We start from the raw sequence: 17,985 nt of genomic DNA on the forward strand, positions 1-17,985 counted from the left end.
GGTATCGGTAACGAGCGCCTGGCAACCGAAGAGGAGTTGGATGCCATTGCTGAGTGTTACCGTTCCCTGGGAGTAAAGGACTGGTGGATCCAGATATCGCCGGGCAGTAACAGCGAGCAGACGCTGGCGCAGCTAGCGGCGCGAGGTTTTGCCCCTCCGGAACGAAAGGCCTGGGTCAAGATGGTCCGCGGTGCCGAGGCAACTGTACCCGTGGAAACGGGATGCGAAGTTCGGGTCCTGTTGGAGGGCGAGGAAACGGCACTGGCCGAGGTGATCTGTGCTGCCTTCGGCATGCCCGTTGAGTGGGCGCCATGGTTCGCCGCAATGGCCCTGCGGCGCAACTGGCGCGCGGTGGCCGCCTTCCGGGAGGGCCAGCTAGTCGGTGGCGGTCTGCTCCATATACGGGGTGAGTATGGATGGCTTGGTGCCGGGGCGGTGGCGCCCGAGGCGCGGCGTCTTCATGCCCATCGTGCACTCATGAACCTGCGCATTGAGCTGGCCATCCATGCCGGTTGCACCAGAATCGTCACCGAAACCGGTGAGGCCATCGGGGACGAGCCCAACCCTTCGCTGCGAAATATGTACGCCTGTGGATTCACCAAGGCCTATTCCCGTCTCAATCTTGCTGCTCCTGTGTAAGCGGGGAAGGAGAGAAAAATGTTTCTAGGAATTTATCGATTTGAAGGTAATGGGGAAGAACTTGGCGCGGCCTATGACCGTCTCATTGCCACCATTCCCCATGAAGGCCTGCATTTGCATATCTGCGCCCGTGGGGACCAGGGCCTGGTGATATACGACGCCTGTCCAACGAGAGAAGTTTTTGAATCTTTCGCCAGCAGCGAGCAAATGCGCGGTGCCATGGCATCCGCCGGCCTGCCGGAACCGGAAATCGATCTGGTGGGAGACGTACACTCCGTATTCTGGAACGGCGAACGCATGCTCTGACGATCATAATGCGCTTGTGTAACGAGAAACGGCGGGCATTGCCCGCCGTTTCTCGTTCTGCTGCTCGCAAGTCCGGCTAGCGGCCGGCGCTGGCGCGACCACCTTGTCTGTTGCGCGGTTTTCCGGAGCGCGACGGAGCACCGGCTGTTGGCCGCCCGCCGGAACGGCGTCGCCGGGACGGGGTCTTCGCCCCCGGACGTACGGCGGCCACTTTCCGTTGCGGCTCGAAGCCCTGCACCACCTGGTTCGGAATCTCGCGCTTGAGGAGGCGGTGGATGGAGGCGAGTTGTTCGCCTTCGTCCGCGCATACCAGGGAAATGGCCGCGCCGCTCTCGCCGCCGCGTCCGGTGCGACCGATGCGGTGCACATAGTCCTCGGCATTGTTGGGCAGGTCGTAGTTCACCACATGGGGCAACTGAGTGATGTCCAGTCCGCGGGCGGCGACATCAGTGGCCACCAGTGCGCGCACCGCGCGCCGTTTGAAGCTTGCCAGGGCGCGTGTGCGCTGGCCCTGGCTCTTGTCGCCGTGGATGGAGGTGGCCTCAATGCCGTCCCTCTCCAGCTGTTTCGCCAGCCGGTCGGCGCCGTGCTTGGTGCGAGTGAATACCAGTACCTGGCGCCAGTCCTGAGTGTCGATAAGGTGGCTCAGCAGTTCGCGCTTGCGGTTGCTGTCGACGTAGTAGGCCAGCTGTGTCACCGCCTCGGCGGTAGCATTGGGCGTAGCTGCCTCGATCAGCTTCGGACTGCGAAGCAGCCGGTTCGCCAGCTTCTTGATGGTCTCGGAGAAGGTGGCGGAAAAGAGCAAGGTCTGGCGCTGTTTCGGTATCTCGCGCAGCACCCGCTCGATGGCGGGCATGAAACCCATATCCAGCATGCGGTCCGCCTCATCCAGCACCAGGATCTGTACTTGCGAGAGGTCGACGGTGCCGCGTTCCACGTGATCCAGCAAACGGCCAGGGGTGGCCACCAGCACGTCCACGCCGTTACGCAGGGCCTTCATCTGGGGCACGATACCGACGCCGCCGAAAACCTGCGTCGAGCGCAGCGGAAGATACTTGCCATAGGTGCGCACGCTGTCGCCCACCTGGGCTGCCAGTTCGCGCGTGGGCGTCAGGACCAAGGCGCGGATGCGGCGACGCTTTCCTGTGGTACCGTTCATGAGGTTCTGCAGCATGGGCAGGGTGAAGGCGGCGGTCTTGCCGGTACCCGTCTGGGCGCCGGCCATGAGGTCGTTACCCGCGAGAATCGCCGGGATCGCCCGGGCCTGCACTACCGTCGGCTTGTCATAGCCCTGTCTTGCGATCGCGCGCAGCAGGTCGGCCGAAAGGCCAAGAGAATCAAAAGACATTCGTAAACTCCTGTTCAACTGCCAAGGCACACCGGCGCCAGATGGCCCGGAGGGTTAGTGGTATCGAGGCTTGGCCCTGGCAGGAAACAGACCGCGACCGGTTTGTGAATACCGGCCTGGATTCGCGAGGCGTTTCTGGGGGGTACTCCGGGCGCGTTCGGGAACGCGCCGCGACAAACTGTGCGCGCACGGTACCACAAGCGGACGGGATTCCCTAGTGATTTCGGCTCGCTGCGCCGGGATTGCCCATAGTTCCGGGGGGCGATATCCCCGGCTAGCGGCGCCAGAACGCGGGGCTGAGCAGGACCAGAATGGTGAAGATTTCCAGGCGGCCGAGAAGCATGGCGGCCGAGGCGATAATCTTGCCGAAGCTTGTGAGGCTCTGGAAGTCAGTCGCGACCTTGCCAAGGCCCGGACCAAGGTTGTTTATGCAGGCAGCAATCGCGGAGAAGGCCGTTACAGGGTCGGTGCCGGTGGTAAGCAGAAGCAACATCAGGCCAAGAAAGGTCAGGATGTAGACCGCAAAAAAGCCCCAAATCGAATCGAGGGCGCGTTCGTTGATGACGCGACCGCCGACCTTGATCGGGCGCACCATGCGCGGGTGCACCAGTCGGGTCAGTTCCCGCGAGCTCTGTTTCGTCACCAGCATGAGACGGATCACCTTCATGCCCCCGGCGGTGGATCCGGCGCAACCGCCGATGAAGCTGATCAGCATCAGAAAGATTGGCAGGCCCAGCGGCCAGACCGTGAAGTTGGCGATACCAAATCCGGTACTGGTGATGATGGAGGCGATCTCGAAGCTGGTGTAGCGCAGTGATTGCAACAGCGTCGGATATTGACCTGTGCCCCACAGCGCCAGGGTGACGCCGGCCATGATGATGACGACGACGCCGAGAAAGGTGCGCACCTCGGAGTCGCGGAAGTACTGCAGGACGCTGCGATGACGCCACGCAATGAAATGGACGGCAAAGTTCATGGCACCAAGCAGCATGAAGACGGTGCCGATCACCTCGATCACCGGACTGTGGAACCAGCCGAAGCTGGCATCGTGTGTAGAGAAGCCTCCGGTGGAAAGGGCGGAGAAACTGTGGCAGACGGCGTCGAACACGCTCATTCCGGCGAGATGAAAGGCCAGGGCGCAGGCGGCGGTCAGCCCGGCGTAGATCAGCCACAGCGCACGGGCGGTGTGGATGATGCGCGGGGTGAGCTTCTCATCCTTGAATGGGCCCGGCGTCTCGGCGCGGAAGAGCTGCATGCCGCCAATCCCGAGCAGGGGAAGGATGGCAACCGCCAACACCATGACGCCGGCGCCGCCGAGCCACTGCAGCTGCGAGCGGTAGTACAGAATGGAGTGGGGCAACTGGTCCAGACCGGTGATCACGGTAGCCCCGGTGGTAGTGAAGCCGGAAATCGCCTCGAAGGCGGCATCCACGAAGCTGAGATGGGGACCGAACACAAGTGGCAGGGCGCCGAGCATTCCCAGCCCGATCCAGAAGAAGGAGACGATCACGAAACCATCGACCGATCGCAGAGGTGCGTGATTCTTGCGCGCGGGAAACCACAACAGCGTGCCGAGCGCCGCCGTGACCACCATGCTGTAGAAGAAATGAAAAATCTCGCCGTCGTTGTAGTACAGCGACACCAGCATCGGAGGCAGGAAGGTGCTGCTGAAGAGAATAAGCAGCAGGCCCAGTGTGCGGGCAACGGGAGGGATTCTTAGCATTTTTCTGTCGTTTGTGTTCGAAGCCCCGATCTGCACCGAAACCGGAATATGCGGCGGCATTGTAACCGGGGTCCGGCCCCCCGGGAAACTGCGCTGGGTCAATTCGTTGTTATCTTGCTCCCATATATAATGATGCGGTGCCCCCGGCCGGGCCGGTTGCGGCGCCAGGATGGCGGGGCCGGCTGATATTCAGGAATTCAAGGCACAGGTATGAACGCGCACGTATTTAAGAATAAGTGGTTGTGGGCCTTTGCCGTAATCCTTGTCGTAGCCCTGACGGCGACAGGCTATTTCATTCAGCGCAACGACGTCGACTACGTAAACCCCCACTACGGTCCCATCGTGGAGGCCATCTACGGGCTCGGCAAGGTAAAGACCGAGCGTGTGTATGAAGTGAAGCTGGGAGTGGTCAAGACCGTCAAGCGCCTGTACGTGCAGGAGGGCGACACGGTGAAGAAGGGAGCGCCGCTCGTGGGTTTTGACGGGGGTCTTCTGTTTCGCGCACCCTTCGATGGTACGGTTACCCTGATCGCGTTCCGCGAGGAACAGTCGGTGTTCCCCCAGCAGACCGTGCTTCGACTGGAGGATCTCTCCACCCGCTATGTCGAGGTTTCGCTGGAACAGGAGGGTGCCCTGAGGGTGCGGCCCGGGCAGCCGGTACATGTGGTGTTCGAGAGCCTGCGCGGGGAACAGCTTGCGGGCAAGGTGGCGGCGATCTTTTCCCGGAACGACGAATTCCTCGCCCATATCGACGTTCCGCTGGCACCAAATGTTCTCCCGGGCATGACCGCCGACGTGGCCATCGAGACGGGACGCAAGGACAATGCCTTGCTGGTCCCGGTGTCGGCCATCGTCGACGGGCGCGTACGTATCCGGCGGGACGGCAAGCGCAAGACGGTGAAGTTGAAGATCGGCAACATCGACGGCAACTGGGCCGAGGTGGTCAAGGGTGACCTGCGCACCACAGACCAGGTGATCGTCAAGCGCGAAGCAACAAAGAAGGGCTGATGCTGTTCCTTGCCCTGCGCCACCTGTTCTCCCGCAAGCGGCAGACCATTCTGATCCTGCTGGGCATCAGTCTCGGGACCATGATGTATGTGGTGATTTCCGGGATCCAGCTCGGTATGCGTGAGTACATCATGAGCCGGCTGCTGGACAATGCACCACAAATCAAGATCTCCGCGCGCGATCGCATCATTGATCGCGACGAGATGACCGAGCGCTTTTTTCCCGAGGATGAGGCCGTGCACTGGATCGTCCCGCCATCGGGCAAACGCGAGGAGGCCCACATCGAGTATCCCGAGGGATGGTTCGAGCGCCTGCGCGACGATCCCAATGTCATCGCCTATGCTCCTTCGCTGCACGTCAGTGTCATCGTCAGCCGCCGCAGCAGCAAGTATCCCGCAACACTAACCGGAATCGAGCCGGAGAAGCAGTCGCGCGTGAATCAGCTCGAGAAGTACATGGTCCATGGATCCCTGCGCGATCTGTCCGGTGGAGGCAACAAGCTGATTGTCGGTGACCGGGTACTGGACCGGCTGGGCGTCCGAATCGGGGACATCATCCAGGTCTCCGCCGGCGCAGGTGAACCGCGTCCGTTCAAGATCGTGGGTACCCTGCATCTGGGCGTAAAGGAGATTGATGAGACGCTCATGTTTGCCGCCCTCAACGATGTGCAGCAACTCAATCACACGCCCGGGCGGATCAGCGAGATCGACGTTCGCCTGGTGGACCTGAACATGGCGCGCACCCTCGCGGACCGCTGGAAGCTGTATGCGCGCGAAAACGTGGAAAGCTGGGATGAATCCAATGCGAATTTTCTGCAGATCTTCACAATTCAGGACATCACCCGTAATACCATCACCATGGCCATCCTCATCGTCGCGGGATTCGGGATCTACAACGTCCTCAGCATCATGATCAGTCAGAAACAGCGTGAAATTGCGATTCTCCGGTCCATCGGCTACCCGCCGCGCCGGATCCTGGAACTGTTTCTGACCCAGGGCATTCTGCTCGGCCTGTCCGGCGCCGCCATCGGCCTGGTGACAGGTCTACTGGCGAGTCGCTATATCGCCAGCATCAAGCTCGGCTTCGAGATGGGTGCCGGAAACCACCTGCTCGTATCCTACGCACCGTCCATCTACATCGTTGGATTCCTGCTGGCGACTGTTTCGGCGATCCTTGCCAGCTTTCTTCCGGCGCGGGCCGCCAGCAAGCTCACACCGTTGGAAATCATCCGCTCGGAGGTGTGATGGGAATCCGCTGCGAAAAACTGGTCAAGGAGTTCGGCGAACCGCCGGTTCGAATATTGCACGAAATCGACATGAATATTGCCGACCGCGAGTTTGTATCCATCACCGGCCGTTCCGGTTCCGGCAAGAGTACCCTGCTGTACCTTCTGAGCACCCTGGACGAACCGACCAGCGGGACCTTGCGCATTGACGACCGGGATCCATCGACCATGTCCGTGGACGAACTGCACGAGTTCCGCAATCTCAATGTAGGGTTCGTATTCCAGTTTCACTATCTGCTTGCCGAACTGACGGCACTGGAAAACGTATTGTTGCCGGCGCGGAATACGGGTCAGCACAAGGCGAAGGAGAAAGAGGCGCTGGCGCTGTTCGAACAATTCGATATCCCCGGCAAGGTCGACAAGCTGCCGTCCCAGCTATCCGGCGGCGAGCAGCAACGTGTGGCCATCGCCCGGGCCCTGATCATGAAACCACGCTACCTCTTTGCCGATGAGCCTACGGGAAATCTGGATTCGAAAAACGGTCGCATCGTCATGGACCTGCTCCTGAGCGTTAACCGTGATCTGGGAACGACCATCGTCATGGTGACCCACGAACCGGATTATGCCGCCATGGCCAGTCGCGAGATCTTTCTTGCCGACGGGCGTATTGTTGAGAAGCGTGATCTGGAAACGACGGAGTCAGTATGAGCGAACACGTAATCTGGTTCGAAAAACTGGGTATGAAAGATGTCGCCATCGTCGGTGGCAAGAATGCGTCCCTGGGCGAAATGATTGCCTCCCTTGCACCCAAGGGCGTACAGGTGCCCGGTGGCTTTGCGACCACCGCATCAGCCTATCGCGAGTTTCTCGCCCACCAGGGTCTGGATCAGCGCATCGCCGAACGGCTGAACGACCTGGACGTGGAAGATGTGCAGGCCCTGGCCGCCGCCGGTGGCGACATCCGCGGCTGGATCGAGCAACAACCCCTGCCGGAGGTACTGGAACAGGCGGTGCTGGGCGCGTACGCGGAACTGCAAAATCGATATCCCGGCGATATAGCCGTGGCGGTACGCTCGTCCGCCACTGCCGAGGATCTTCCCCAAGCGTCCTTCGCCGGACAACAGGAGACGTTTCTCAATATCCGGGGCGAGAAACAGCTGCTCGCCGCGATCCGTGGAGTGTTTGCTTCCCTGTACAACGACCGCGCGATTTCCTATCGCGTACACCAGCAGTTCGACCACAGCAAGGTGGCGCTGTCGGCTGGCGTGCAGCTCATGGTGCGAAGCGATGTCGGATCCAGCGGGGTGATGTTCACGCTCGATACCGAATCCGGATTTCGCGACGTGGTGCTCATCAACGCGGCCTTCGGGCTGGGTGAGATGGTGGTCCAGGGAGCGGTGAACCCGGACGAGTTCTACGTCTACAAGCCGGCGTTGGCCGCTGGCCGTCCGTCCATCCTGCGGCGCAGCCTCGGTACGCGTACCATCAAGATGATTTACGCCGGCGGCGACGTGCCTGGCAAGACGACGAAGACTGTGGATGTGCCTCCGGAAGAGCAGTCGAAGCTGAGTCTCAACGATGACGAAGTCGAGTCGCTGGCACGCCAGGCGGTGATCATCGAACAACACTATGGCCGGCCCATGGACATCGAATGGGCACGGGACGGGATCAGCGGCCGGCTTTTCATCGTGCAGGCGCGGCCGGAAACCGTGAAGAGTCGTGCCAGCTTAAACGTGGTCGAAGACTACCTGCTGAAGGAGAAGGGCGACACCATCATCGAAGGGCGCGCCATCGGCGAGCGCATCGGCGCCGGGACCGCGAAGGTGGTGGCCGACGTGTCGCAGATGTCGCGGATCGGCGAAGGCGACGTGCTGGTGGCGGACATGACCGACCCCGACTGGGAGCCGGTGATGAAACGTGCCTCCGCCATCGTCACCAACCGTGGCGGCCGCACCTGTCACGCCGCCATCGTCGCGCGCGAGCTGGGAATTCCCGCCGTGGTGGGCTGTGGTGACGCCACGACGCGGATCGGTGACGGAACCGAGGTCACCGTTTCCTGTGCCCAGGGCGATACCGGTTATGTGTATCGAGGCAAGCTGGACTATAAGGTTCGTCGGACCGAGACCGACAAGATGCCGGAGCTGCCGGTGAAGATCATGATGAACGTGGGAAATCCGGAACGGGCCTTCCAGTTCGCGGCGCTGCCCAATGCCGGCGTCGGCTTGGCGCGGCTGGAATTCGTAATCAATACGACCATCGGGATCCATCCACGTGCGGTGCTGGAACATGAAACGCTGCCCGCCGAACTGAAACAGCAAATCGACGCGAAAATTGCCGGCTATACCGATCCGGTATCGTTCTACGTAAACAAGCTGGCGGAGGGCATCGCTACCCTGGGCGCGGCATTCAGTCCCAAACCGGTGATCGTGCGCCTGTCCGACTTCAAGTCGAACGAATACGCCAATCTTCTCGGCGGCGACCGCTATGAGCCGGCGGAAGAAAACCCCATGATCGGCTTCCGTGGCGCCTCGCGCTACGTTTCCGAGGTCTTCAGGCCCTGCTTTGAACTGGAATGCCGTGCCATGAAGATCGTGCGCGACCAGATGGGACTGACCAATGTCGAGGTAATGATTCCGTTCGTGCGCACCGTGGACGAGGGCCGTCGCGTCGTGGAGTTGCTGGAGGAGAATGGCCTGAAGCGCGGCGAGAACAGTCTGCGGGTGATCATGATGTGCGAGATCCCGTCGAATGCGGTATTGGCGGAGCAGTTCCTTCAGTACTTCGACGGCTTTTCCATCGGCTCCAATGATCTCACCCAACTGACCCTGGGTCTTGATCGCGATTCCGAACTGGTGGCGGAAGAGTTTGACGAGCGCAACGATGCGGTCAAGACATTCCTGCACATGGCCATCTCCGAGTGCCGCCGCCTGGGCAAGTACGCCGGCATCTGCGGCCAGGCGCCCTCGGATTACCCGGAACTGGCCGAGTGGCTGATGGAAGAGGGTATCGAAAGTATTTCCCTCAACCCCGACACCGTGGTGGAGACCTGGCTGTATCTCAACGAACACAGGAAGTAGCCAGGCTGCACATGCGTACCGCGTTTCTCGTCTCGGACCATACCGGCATTACGGTGGACACCCTGGCCCACAGCCTGTTGAGCCAGTTTCCCGGTATCGAGATCCGTCGTGAGAACCATTCCTTCGTAACCAGCGAAGCGGAGGTAGACAGGGTGGTTGAGGACATTGATGCGGCAGCGCGCGATGGCGAAACCCCCCTGGTTTTTTGTACCCTCGTCGATCCCGCCCTGCGCGAGCGGGTCCACCGCAGCGCCGGGATCTGCGTCGATGTGTTTGACAGCTTTCTGCCCACATTGGAGCGGGCGCTGGGTGTGACGGCCAGCTCGGCGGTGGGACTTCTTCATGGGGTGGGCAATGACCAGGGTTACCAGGCGCGGCTGGAGGCCATTGACTACGCCATGGGTCACGATGACGGCACCGTTACCCGCGACTACGACCGCGCCGACGTAATCCTTGTTGGTGTTTCCCGTACCGGAAAGACGCCGACATCGCTGTATCTGGCGATGCAGTTTGGCATCAAGGCGGCCAACTATCCCTTGACGGAAGAGGACTTTGGCATTGAAGGTGTGCCGGAGGCGCTGCACGGGGTGAAGTCGCATCTGTTTGGACTGACGACGGACGCGGATCGCCTGCAGCGCATTCGACAGCAGCGCCGACCGGGCGGAACGTACTCGTCGCTGGCGCAATGTCAGCACGAGGTACGCGAGGCGGAAGCCCTGTTCCGCCGCGCGAACATACCGAGCCTCAATACCGCGGGTATGTCGATCGAGGAGATCGCGACCGCGGTGGTGGCGCGGGTCGGCCTGCGCCGCAACTGGCGCGAATGAAAATGAACAGGTGCCCCGCAACCGAAGGCTAGTCGACCTTGATGCTGTGGCGCTTTGCCTTCTCGACCTTGGGAATGGTCAGCTCCAGCATCCCATCCTGGAAATTCGCCTTGGCCTTTGCACCGTCGACGGTTGCCGGCAATGCGACCGTGCGACTGAACGAACCGCTGGAAATCTCACGCCGATAGTAGTCGCCCTTTTCTTCCTTGGTCTCCTTGCGCGTTTCGCCCTTGATGGTGACGCTGTCTTCGCCGACGGAGATGTCGAGATCCTTCTTGTCCACGCCGGGAACCTCGGCCTTGACCACGACGTCGTTCTCGCGGTCGACGACATCGATGCTCGGCACTTTCACATCCGGCAGCTCCATCTCGGGGAAGCTCGGCCACTCGAAACGCCAGGGGCGCATCCAGCCGCGGCGGAAGAACCGGTTCATCATCCGGTCCATCTCGTCGAACGGCGTCACGGTACGCGCGGGTGTCGTCTGTACTTCCTTCTTGCCTTGTTCTGCCATCTTGTACCTCCTTTCCGGTGCACAGCCAGCGGACTTCGCGTCACGCGGTCCGGTGCAAATGGTTGGGCACAGGAAAAATACGTCCGACACACGGTACGGGCATTGACGTGCATCAATCCGGCTGGGTACGTTAAATCCTGGAAAAACAAAACGGCCGCCACAGGGGCGACCGTTTCATTTGCTTGGTGGAGGCGGCGGGAATCGAACCCGCGTCCGCAAGCCCTCTGCCATCCGGTTCTACATGCATAGTCTGTCTATGAATTCACCCGCTGTTTCCAGACAGACAGGGAAAGCAGAAGGCTGAGCCTGCTTGGATTTAACGCCACCCCAACAGGCACGGAGTGACGCGGTCCTGCGTTCGATGACCCCCAAGACCCAAGCCCACAGGCAAGCCCGGAAGGAGGTCTAGCGGGTTTTAGGCCGCCAGAGCGTAGTTGTCGTCGTTGGCAACTATCAGTTTGCAGCTGGATTAACGAGGAAATCTGCACCTCGGCATGCCCCGAAGGTTTCGCGACCCACGTCGAAGCCGTGTCGCCCCCCGATTCGGACTGTTGAGACCGTTCCCGGCACCCAACGTTCCCTAATATAGGGTCTGACCGGGGACGGAACAAGGATTGCGCCCCTAGCGCCCGTGTTTCAGGGCACGTTCCGCTTCCCGCGCCCGTTCCCGTTCCTTGATGGTGGCCCGTTTGTCAGCCTTTTGCTTGCCCTTGGCCAGACCCACGTCCAGCTTGGCCCGCCCAAATTTCCAGTACAGGCGTAGCGGAACCAGGGTATAGCCCTTGCGCTCCACGGCGCCGATCAGCTTGCTGATTTCCTCGCGGTGCAGGAGCAGTTTGCGCGTACGGGTCGGGTCTGCCTGTATGTGAGTCGAGGCGGAAGCCAGGGGCGAGATGTGGGCGCCCAGCAGGTAGACCTCGCCGTTGCGCACGATGACGTAGCTCTCCTTGAGCTGGGCACGACCGGCGCGCAGACTCTTGACCTCCCAGCCTTCCAGGGCGATCCCGGCCTCGAAATGCTCCTCGATGAAGTAGTCGTGCCGCGCTTTGCGGTTCTCGGCAATGGTTGCCGAGGGAGTCTTTTCTTTGCTCGCCACGGTCAGATGTGCTCCCGGATAAGGGGCGGATTCAAACATACCGGGCCTGGCTTCACAACGCCCGCACGACGCAGGTCGGGGCGTGCCGGCCTATGGTGTATCATTCTATTGAAAAGGATTACTCCTACCACGTACCGATGGCAAAGAAGAAAACCACGGCGCCAAAGACTGCCAGAGCCTCCAGGACACCGAAGCCCACCAATCGCCGCGCGACGGATGTGGTGCACGGAACCTGGAGCAGCGGCCCTGTCTTCGTACTCGCCGTGACCGGAGCCGCTATTGGTCTGAACAGTTTCTGGCAGTTTCCCTATCTTGCGGTGCACAACGGCGGGACGCTTTTCCTGCTCGCGTTCACCGCCGCCTTGCTTTTCATCGCGGTTCCATTGCTCATGGCCGAGATTGTCATTGGCCGGCGCGCGGGAAAGCTGCCGACGGCGGCGGTGCGCTATCTCGTGGCGCAGGACGGCATGGATCCTCTGTGGATGTGGCTGGGCTGGATCGTACCGGTTGCCGGCTTTCTGGTGTTCCTCTACCTCTGTGTGATCGGTAGCTGGACCTGGGCCTATGCCTTGCGCGCGGCGGTCGGCGCATTCGATGGAAAAACTCTGGATGGCACCCTGAGCATGTTCTTTTCCTTTACCAGCGATCCGGAGAAGCAACTCTTCTGGCACGCGGCCTTTGTCGCAAGCACGATCGCGGCGGTGGGTCGCGGTGTGAACCTTGGTCTCGAGCCGGCCATTCGGGTCGGCGTTCCCCTGTTGCTGGGTGCAATCGTGATACTCGCCGTGTACGGCAGCATTGCCGGCGATGGTACGCAGGCAATTTCCACCCTGTTTCAATTCAGTCCGGAGTTGTTCGACTACAAGAGCATACTGGTAGCGGCAAGTGAAGCCCTGTTCTGTACCGGTATCGGGGTCAGCGCAGTCATGGCCTATGGATCCTATCTGAAGCCGGGGGTGTCGATCACTGCTTCGTCTTTCGCCATTTCGGTTCTGATCCTGGTGGTTTCGCTGCTGGCGTCCATTTTTGTGCTGTCGGTCCTGCTGGCCACGGGCCAACAGGCGATGCCCGGACCTACCTTGCTGTTTCAGGCCCTGCCGTACGCGCTTGCCCGGCTTGCGGGTGGGTCCATTGTCGGCACCATGGTCTATGCAACCATTGGCCTGGCAGCCTGGCTGTCCGCGATCGCCCTGATCGATGCCGCGGTCGGCTGGCTACGCACGCGTAGCGGTTTGTCCCATTTTCGGGCCACCCTGGTGGTGGCTCTAATGGGGTGGTTCCTGGGGGTTATCGCCATACTGTCGTTCAACTACTGGGCATTCTCGTTCCGGCTTCTCGGGGTTGAGAAGCGCCTGGGCATTTTCGACATGGTGCAAATGGTTACGTCCAATATCCTGATCCCGCTCAGCGCATTGTTGGCAGCACTTTTTGTCAGCTGGGGGCTGAACACGATTGCCGTGCGCAAGGAGATGGATATGCGTTGGCCGGTCGCCTTCCGTGCATGGCTGTATTTGAATCGAAGCGTGATTCCGTTGGCCATGTTCGCGCTGATCTTCTTTATCTTCCGCCTGTATCGATGACCACAATCAGTCGTTCTGCCATTGTTCCCCACAGCGCTGGCGAAATGTTCGCCCTGGTCGCGGATATCGAGTCCTATCCGCAGTTCCTTCCCTGGTGTGGCGGTGCGCGTGTGACTTCGTCCACTGCCGAAGAAGTCGTTGCCAGCATCGAGATTGCATACAAGGGGATCCGCAAGAGTTTCACTACGCGCAATCGGCTGCAGGCGGAGAAGACCATGGAAATGCATCTGGTTGAAGGCCCCTTCCGGCAGCTCCAGGGCTTTTGGAAATTTCAGCCACTGGACGAGGGGTCCTGCAGGGTGTCACTGGATCTTGAATTCGAGTTCTCCAATGCCCTGGTCGGTATGGCCATTGGAGGGGTATTCCGTGATATCGCCGGGACGCTGGTGGACAGTTTCTGCGAACGCGCGCGCCAGAAATACGGGGAGGGCTGAGGTCGTGCGGGTGGAAGTTGCGTACGGGGGCAAGGAGGAGACCTTTCAGCAAGAGCTGGAAGTCGCGCCCGATGCCACGGTGGAGCAGGCGATCCGCGCATCCGGTGTGCTCGCCCGCTTTCCGGAAATCGATTTGCAGCACTGTCGCGTCGGCGTCTTCAGCGAGCGGCGGGAGTTGCAGGATCGACTGCGGCCCGGCGACCGTGTGGAGATCTATCGGCCGCTGATGATCGATCCCAAGGAAGCCCGGCGTATCCGGGCGCGGACCAGGGGTAGGCGTTAGCCCTTGTCTGTTAGCACGGTTTTTTCCGACGGGACCCCGGTCTGTTCGATCCTTGCCACCTTGTCTCCCTCGAAGTGAATGATGACGTGTTCGCGGATACTCGTCCCTTTTTCGGAGTTCGCCTTGAAGCGATAGTAGTAGTCCCAGCGATCCTTGTGGAAAGGGTCGCTGATCAGCGGAGTCCCGAGCACAAAGCGGACCTGATTGCGGGTCATGCCGATCTTGACTTCCTTTATGGTCTCGGTGGTAACGAGGTTGCCCTGGCGCACCCCGGGTACGTAGAGCGAGAAGCAGGCGGTCTGGGACAAGGCGAGCGTCGCCAGGATGACGATTGAGGGACGCATTTGGGGATTCCGGCCGGGTGATTTACACTGCCGGCACTATACCGCAAGCGCCCCCGCGCGAATAGGTGTCGCCGCCGGCATCGAGGATCGACCATGAAGAACAGCACCGATTTGCGCAACGCGGGGCTCAAGGCCACGATTCCCCGCCTCAAGATCCTAGGAATCCTCGAGCAGTCCACGGCGCGTCACATGACCGCCGAGGATAACAAGGCACTGCTGGATGCGGGCGAGGAGATCGGACTTGCCACGGTCTATCGCGTTCTTACCCAGTTTCAGGCAGCGGGCCTCGTCATTCGGCACAATTTCGAGGGCGGTCGATCGGTATTCGAACTTGACCCGGGAACCCACCATGATCATATGGTTTGTCTCGAATGCGGCCGGGTCTTTGAATTCGTCGATCCGGAGATCGAGGCGAGGCAGAAGCAGGTGGCGGAACAGGCTGATTTCGTCATCGACGATCACGCACTCTATATATACGGAGTGTGTCGCGGCATGCGTGAAAACGGCGTTTGCTCCAAGAAGCGTTGACGCCTACCAGAGGTCCAGAAGTACCGCCGTTTCGTCGCAATTGTTGAACTTGTAGCACTTCACGCAGATTCCCCACACTTTTTCCGGCAGGGTTTCCTTTGCCACGGTGCGAAAACCCATTGCATGGAAGAAATTCGGCACGTAGGTCAGGGCCATCACACGGCGCAATCCGATCTGGCGCGCCTCGTCGATGATGCGGGCTACAAGCCGACGGCCCAGTCCGCGTTGCTTGTGCTCTTCTGTCACGACCAGACTGCGGATCTCGCCCAGGTCTTCCGTGAAGATTTCCAGCGCGCCACACGCGACGAGGCCGCCGTCCAGTTCGATGACAAAGAAATCGCGAAGGTGTCGATACAGTTCACTGAAGGGGCGCGGCAGCACGTTTCCCATGTTGGCGTAGGTGTCCAGCAGATCGTGAATCTGCGGCACATCGGTAATCGCTGCCGGGCGGATAATCGGAATCCGGCCATGAAACGGATCCGTTTCTGCATCCGTTCCGACTTCCAGTTCAATCATGCGTGCAATCTCCTGTACCCGCTCGGCCTCGCCCAGGGGGTAGAGTCGGGTCATGGTCTCACCGTCGGCAGTTTCCTTGGCCACCTGCAGGTGTTGATTGCCCTGGGCCGCCACCTGTGCCTGATGGGTGATGCACAGAACCTGGCGCGAGCGACCGAGGTCACGCAATTGCTGGCCGACGATCTCCGCCACGCGCCCGCCGATACCGACATCGACCTCGTCGAAGATCAGGGTAGGCACGCGGCCTACACCGGCGATGATCACTTGCAGCGCGAGGCTGATGCGCGACAGTTCGCCTCCGGAGGCAACCTTGCTCAGGGGCAGCAGGGGCTGGCCCGGATTGGCGCTGACCTGGAATTCGATCCGCTCCTGGCCGGTGCTGCTGAACTCACCGTCGGGCAAGGCGGTGAGTGTGACGGCGAACGTGCCACCCGGCATGCCCAGATCCTGGCCGACGTGCGTGTGACCGTAAGCTCCGTGGCCAGTGCAACGTAGGCCTGGCGTTCGGTTTCGATGCTGGCTTCCAGTTTTGACAGATTGACGTCGAAGTCCTCGATATCCGTCAGTTCCGTCTGCAGGCGCGCCAGGATCGCGGGTAGTTCCTCGGCGTCCACGCGGTGCTTGCGCGCAAGATCGGAGATGGCTGCCAGTCGTTGGTCCAGCCAGGAGAGTCGCTCCGGGTCCAGTTCCAGGCGGTCGCTGTAGTTGTGCAGGGCGGATGCGGCCTCGTCCACCTGAATGGCTGCCTCGTTGAGCAGGTTCAGTACCTCGCCCAGGCGGCCGTCATGTTGCACCAGGCCCTCCAGCCGCTGCACCATAGTCCCGAGTCGGTTGGAAATCGCACCTTCATCGCTGTCGTACAGTTCATGGGCGATGGCCTGCACGCCCTCCAGCAGTTCCGCCCCGTTGGCCAGGCGCGAGTGCTCTTCCTCGATGGACGCGAGCTCACCGGGCTGCAGATCCAGCGCCTCCAGTTCCGAGACCTGGTAGCGAAGCAACTCGATGCGTGCGCTGCGGTCCTCGGCCTGCGCCTTGAGGGTATGCAGGCGTTCGCGCAGGGCGTTCCACTCGCGGTAGTGTGCACCGACGCGCTCGACGGTCTCGCTGATCCCGGCGTAGTCGTCCAGGACCTGGCGCTGGTTGTCGCGCTTGAGCAGGGATTGGTGCTCGTGCTGCCCGTGGATGTCGACGAGAAAGTCACCCAACTCGCGAAGCATCTGCATCGATGCCGGGCGACCATTGATGAAGCCCTTGGTCGGACGGTCCGCCTCGATCAGTCTGCGTACTACGCACTCACCATCGGCGAACAGGTCCTGTTCCTGCAGCCATCGCGCCGCATCCTGTTCCGGTTTCAGGTCGAACGCGGCGGAGATCTCGGTGCGCTTGCATCCGTGACGGATCACGCTGTTGTCCGCCCGCTGGCCGAGAACCAGCGCAAGGGCGTCGATGAGTACCGATTTGCCGGCGCCGGTTTCTCCGGTGAGCACCGTCAGGCCTGCATCCAGATCCAGTTCCAGGGTGTGGATGATGGTGAAGTCGCGAATGTAGAGATGACTCAGCATACGGTCAGAACAACTCGCCCCAGCGCAGCTTGGCCCGCAATACCTCGTAGTGGCTGCGTCCGCTCGGGTGGATCAAATGGACCGGATGCGGTGAGCGACGTACGTATACGCGATCGTTGGCCTCGAGCGGGTACATTTCCTGGCCGTCGAACGTGGCGGCGGTATGCTGCTCGACGACGCCGGTCACGACCAGTTCCACTACGCAGTCGCTGCCCACGACGATGGGCCGGTTACTCAGAGTGTGCGGACAGATCGGGACCAGGACCATGGCAGGCAGGTCCGGCGAAAGGATCGGTCCCCCGGCGGACAGTGCATAGGCGGTGGAGCCGGTGGGTGTGGCGACGATGATGCCGTCGCCGCGCATGCTGTGCACGAACTCGCCGTCCTGGTAGACCTCCAGTTCGATCATACGCGACAACTCGCCCTTGCCAATGATGACATCATTCAGCGCATTGGCGGTGTGCACGATGCGCCCGTTGCGCATGATTTCGGTATAGAGCATGAATCGCTCTTCAATCTCGTACTCACCGCCGAGGATCTTTTCGATCTCCGGCAACATATGTTCTGCCGGGATGTCAGTCAGGAAGCCAAGCCGGCCCATGTTCACGCCCACCAGCGGTACCTCGGCCTCTGCCAATCTGCGGGCCACGTTGAGCAGGGTCCCGTCGCCGCCGATGACGATGGCCAGATCGATGTGTTTGCCGATTTCAGGCAGCGCTTTGGCCGGCCCCACATTTTTGTCCAGTCGTTCGGCCGTGGAGGCCTCGACGATGGTCGACATTCCCCGTTCCTGCAGCCAATGGGCGAGCTGAATGATATCCGTTCCCACGCTGTGGTCGGCGTACTTTCCGAACAAACCGATTGTTTTTATATTCCGAGCCATTAGCCATGAATTCCATGAAATACTCGCTAGCATGCACGTTGCCGGCGCCCAATGCGACTGCCCGGGCCGAAACGGCTTGCAGGCGGGCCTGTCAG

The 17,985-nt window shown here is 60.9% G+C and carries 19 protein-coding genes and 1 other RNA gene; 11 read left to right on the top strand and 9 right to left on the bottom strand.

Annotated features, from left to right (window positions below; all coding sequences use genetic code 11):
• Together P8X48_07605 and P8X48_07610 are read left to right on the top strand one after the other, a co-directional pair.
• Positions 1-639: GNAT family N-acetyltransferase (locus tag P8X48_07605; GenBank protein ID MEJ2107178.1), on the top strand; the 639-nt coding region annotated here is incomplete at its 5' end.
• Between the two features lie 18 nt (positions 640-657).
• Positions 658-945: a hypothetical protein gene (locus tag P8X48_07610; protein MEJ2107179.1), complete on the top strand. Its 288-nt coding sequence runs from the start codon at positions 658-660 to the stop codon at positions 943-945.
• A gap of 76 nt (positions 946-1,021) precedes the next feature.
• Here P8X48_07610 and P8X48_07615 read toward each other — a convergent pair whose 3' ends face one another.
• On the bottom strand, positions 1,022-2,293 hold the full coding sequence (locus P8X48_07615) for a DEAD/DEAH box helicase (protein ID MEJ2107180.1): 1,272 nt from the start codon (positions 2,291-2,293) through the stop codon (positions 1,022-1,024).
• A 274-nt stretch (positions 2,294-2,567) separates the two neighbouring features.
• Entirely contained in the window at positions 2,568-4,016 is a 1,449-nt protein-coding gene (locus P8X48_07620) for a TrkH family potassium uptake protein (GenBank protein ID MEJ2107181.1), read from the bottom strand.
• A gap of 210 nt (positions 4,017-4,226) precedes the next feature.
• Here P8X48_07620 and P8X48_07625 point away from each other — a divergent pair, with 210 nt between their 5' ends.
• Genes P8X48_07625 through P8X48_07645 form a run of 5 tightly spaced genes read left to right on the top strand, consistent with a single transcriptional unit; the run spans position 4,227 to position 10,153 of the window.
• Complete coding sequence (locus P8X48_07625; GenBank protein ID MEJ2107182.1) at positions 4,227-5,024, top strand: efflux RND transporter periplasmic adaptor subunit; 798 nt, start codon at positions 4,227-4,229, stop codon at positions 5,022-5,024.
• Positions 5,024-6,268 carry an ABC transporter permease gene (locus P8X48_07630; protein ID MEJ2107183.1) on the top strand — a complete coding sequence of 415 codons (1,245 nt, stop codon included), beginning with the start codon at positions 5,024-5,026 and terminating at the stop codon, positions 6,266-6,268. The genes P8X48_07625 and P8X48_07630 overlap by 1 nt, the downstream gene beginning before the upstream one ends.
• Positions 6,268-6,957 carry an ABC transporter ATP-binding protein gene (locus tag P8X48_07635; GenBank protein MEJ2107184.1) on the top strand — a complete coding sequence of 230 codons (690 nt, stop codon included), beginning with the start codon at positions 6,268-6,270 and terminating at the stop codon, positions 6,955-6,957. Before P8X48_07630 ends, P8X48_07635 begins: the two co-directional genes overlap by 1 nt.
• Complete coding sequence (ppsA, locus tag P8X48_07640; protein ID MEJ2107185.1) at positions 6,954-9,326, top strand: phosphoenolpyruvate synthase; 2,373 nt, start codon at positions 6,954-6,956, stop codon at positions 9,324-9,326. The genes P8X48_07635 and ppsA overlap by 4 nt, the downstream gene beginning before the upstream one ends.
• Positions 9,327-9,337: 11 nt before the next feature.
• Complete coding sequence (locus P8X48_07645) at positions 9,338-10,153, top strand: kinase/pyrophosphorylase (GenBank protein MEJ2107186.1); 816 nt, start codon at positions 9,338-9,340, stop codon at positions 10,151-10,153.
• Positions 10,154-10,181: 28 nt separating this feature from the next.
• On the opposite strand, the gene P8X48_07650 is transcribed toward P8X48_07645, so the two are convergent.
• The 3 genes from P8X48_07650 to smpB form a co-directional block, all read right to left on the bottom strand.
• Positions 10,182-10,664 (bottom strand): Hsp20/alpha crystallin family protein, encoded by a 483-nt coding sequence (locus P8X48_07650; GenBank protein MEJ2107187.1) that lies wholly within the window; start codon positions 10,662-10,664, stop codon positions 10,182-10,184.
• Positions 10,665-10,847: 183 nt separating this feature from the next.
• Positions 10,848-11,203, bottom strand: a transfer-messenger RNA (tmRNA) gene (ssrA, locus tag P8X48_07655).
• Between the two features lie 83 nt (positions 11,204-11,286).
• On the bottom strand, positions 11,287-11,760 hold the full coding sequence (smpB, locus tag P8X48_07660) for an SsrA-binding protein SmpB (GenBank protein ID MEJ2107188.1): 474 nt from the start codon (positions 11,758-11,760) through the stop codon (positions 11,287-11,289).
• Positions 11,761-11,897: 137 nt separating this feature from the next.
• On the opposite strand from smpB, the gene P8X48_07665 reads away from it, so the two are divergent.
• The 3 genes from P8X48_07665 to P8X48_07675 are packed head-to-tail and all read left to right on the top strand — an operon-like array spanning position 11,898 to position 14,057.
• Positions 11,898-13,340: a sodium-dependent transporter gene (locus P8X48_07665; GenBank protein MEJ2107189.1), complete on the top strand. Its 1,443-nt coding sequence runs from the start codon at positions 11,898-11,900 to the stop codon at positions 13,338-13,340.
• Positions 13,337-13,774: a type II toxin-antitoxin system RatA family toxin gene (locus P8X48_07670; protein MEJ2107190.1), complete on the top strand. Its 438-nt coding sequence runs from the start codon at positions 13,337-13,339 to the stop codon at positions 13,772-13,774. The genes P8X48_07665 and P8X48_07670 overlap by 4 nt, the downstream gene beginning before the upstream one ends.
• 4 nt (positions 13,775-13,778) lie before the next feature.
• Complete coding sequence (locus P8X48_07675) at positions 13,779-14,057, top strand: RnfH family protein (GenBank protein ID MEJ2107191.1); 279 nt, start codon at positions 13,779-13,781, stop codon at positions 14,055-14,057.
• Here the strand turns inward: P8X48_07675 and P8X48_07680 are convergent.
• Positions 14,054-14,401: an outer membrane protein assembly factor BamE gene (locus P8X48_07680; GenBank protein ID MEJ2107192.1), complete on the bottom strand. Its 348-nt coding sequence runs from the start codon at positions 14,399-14,401 to the stop codon at positions 14,054-14,056. The two genes, P8X48_07675 and P8X48_07680, sit on opposite strands and share 4 nt — an antisense overlap.
• Positions 14,402-14,494: 93 nt before the next feature.
• Here P8X48_07680 and fur point away from each other — a divergent pair, with 93 nt between their 5' ends.
• Positions 14,495-14,929: a ferric iron uptake transcriptional regulator gene (gene fur, locus P8X48_07685; GenBank protein ID MEJ2107193.1), complete on the top strand. Its 435-nt coding sequence runs from the start codon at positions 14,495-14,497 to the stop codon at positions 14,927-14,929.
• 3 nt (positions 14,930-14,932) lie between these two features.
• Here the strand turns inward: fur and P8X48_07690 are convergent, their stop codons facing one another.
• From P8X48_07690 to P8X48_07700, 3 genes are all read right to left on the bottom strand, one after another.
• Positions 14,933-15,445 carry an N-acetyltransferase gene (locus P8X48_07690; protein ID MEJ2107194.1) on the bottom strand — a complete coding sequence of 171 codons (513 nt, stop codon included), beginning with the start codon at positions 15,443-15,445 and terminating at the stop codon, positions 14,933-14,935.
• A gap of 314 nt (positions 15,446-15,759) precedes the next feature.
• On the bottom strand, positions 15,760-17,007 hold the full coding sequence (locus P8X48_07695; protein ID MEJ2107195.1) for an AAA family ATPase: 1,248 nt from the start codon (positions 17,005-17,007) through the stop codon (positions 15,760-15,762).
• 4 nt (positions 17,008-17,011) lie between these two features.
• A complete protein-coding gene (locus P8X48_07700; protein MEJ2107196.1) occupies positions 17,012-17,890 on the bottom strand; it encodes an NAD(+) kinase in 879 nt (292 codons plus the stop codon).
• Between the last annotated feature and the right edge of the window lie 95 nt (positions 17,891-17,985).

This window comes from Acidiferrobacteraceae bacterium, assembly GCA_037388825.1.
GTDB lineage: Bacteria > Pseudomonadota > Gammaproteobacteria > Acidiferrobacterales > JAJDNE01 > JARRJV01.

Excerpts from the sequence above, each read along its gene's own strand:
- P8X48_07610 (MEJ2107179.1), top strand. The coding sequence starts at position 658 with ATGTTTCTAGGAATTTATCGATTTGAAGGTAATGGGGAAGAACTTGGC.
- P8X48_07615 (MEJ2107180.1), bottom strand. The coding sequence starts at position 2,293 with ATGTCTTTTGATTCTCTTGGCCTTTCGGCCGACCTGCTGCGCGCGATC.
- P8X48_07620 (MEJ2107181.1), bottom strand. The coding sequence starts at position 4,016 with ATGCTAAGAATCCCTCCCGTTGCCCGCACACTGGGCCTGCTGCTTATT.
- P8X48_07625 (MEJ2107182.1), top strand. The coding sequence starts at position 4,227 with ATGAACGCGCACGTATTTAAGAATAAGTGGTTGTGGGCCTTTGCCGTA.
- P8X48_07630 (MEJ2107183.1), top strand. The coding sequence starts at position 5,024 with ATGCTGTTCCTTGCCCTGCGCCACCTGTTCTCCCGCAAGCGGCAGACC.
- P8X48_07635 (MEJ2107184.1), top strand. The coding sequence starts at position 6,268 with ATGGGAATCCGCTGCGAAAAACTGGTCAAGGAGTTCGGCGAACCGCCG.
- ppsA (MEJ2107185.1), top strand. The coding sequence starts at position 6,954 with ATGAGCGAACACGTAATCTGGTTCGAAAAACTGGGTATGAAAGATGTC.
- P8X48_07645 (MEJ2107186.1), top strand. The coding sequence starts at position 9,338 with ATGCGTACCGCGTTTCTCGTCTCGGACCATACCGGCATTACGGTGGAC.
- P8X48_07650 (MEJ2107187.1), bottom strand. The coding sequence starts at position 10,664 with ATGGCAGAACAAGGCAAGAAGGAAGTACAGACGACACCCGCGCGTACC.
- P8X48_07665 (MEJ2107189.1), top strand. The coding sequence starts at position 11,898 with ATGGCAAAGAAGAAAACCACGGCGCCAAAGACTGCCAGAGCCTCCAGG.
- P8X48_07670 (MEJ2107190.1), top strand. The coding sequence starts at position 13,337 with ATGACCACAATCAGTCGTTCTGCCATTGTTCCCCACAGCGCTGGCGAA.
- P8X48_07680 (MEJ2107192.1), bottom strand. The coding sequence starts at position 14,401 with ATGCGTCCCTCAATCGTCATCCTGGCGACGCTCGCCTTGTCCCAGACC.
- fur (MEJ2107193.1), top strand. The coding sequence starts at position 14,495 with ATGAAGAACAGCACCGATTTGCGCAACGCGGGGCTCAAGGCCACGATT.
- P8X48_07690 (MEJ2107194.1), bottom strand. The coding sequence starts at position 15,445 with ATGATTGAACTGGAAGTCGGAACGGATGCAGAAACGGATCCGTTTCAT.
- P8X48_07695 (MEJ2107195.1), bottom strand. The coding sequence starts at position 17,007 with ATGCTGAGTCATCTCTACATTCGCGACTTCACCATCATCCACACCCTG.
- P8X48_07700 (MEJ2107196.1), bottom strand. The coding sequence starts at position 17,890 with ATGGCTCGGAATATAAAAACAATCGGTTTGTTCGGAAAGTACGCCGAC.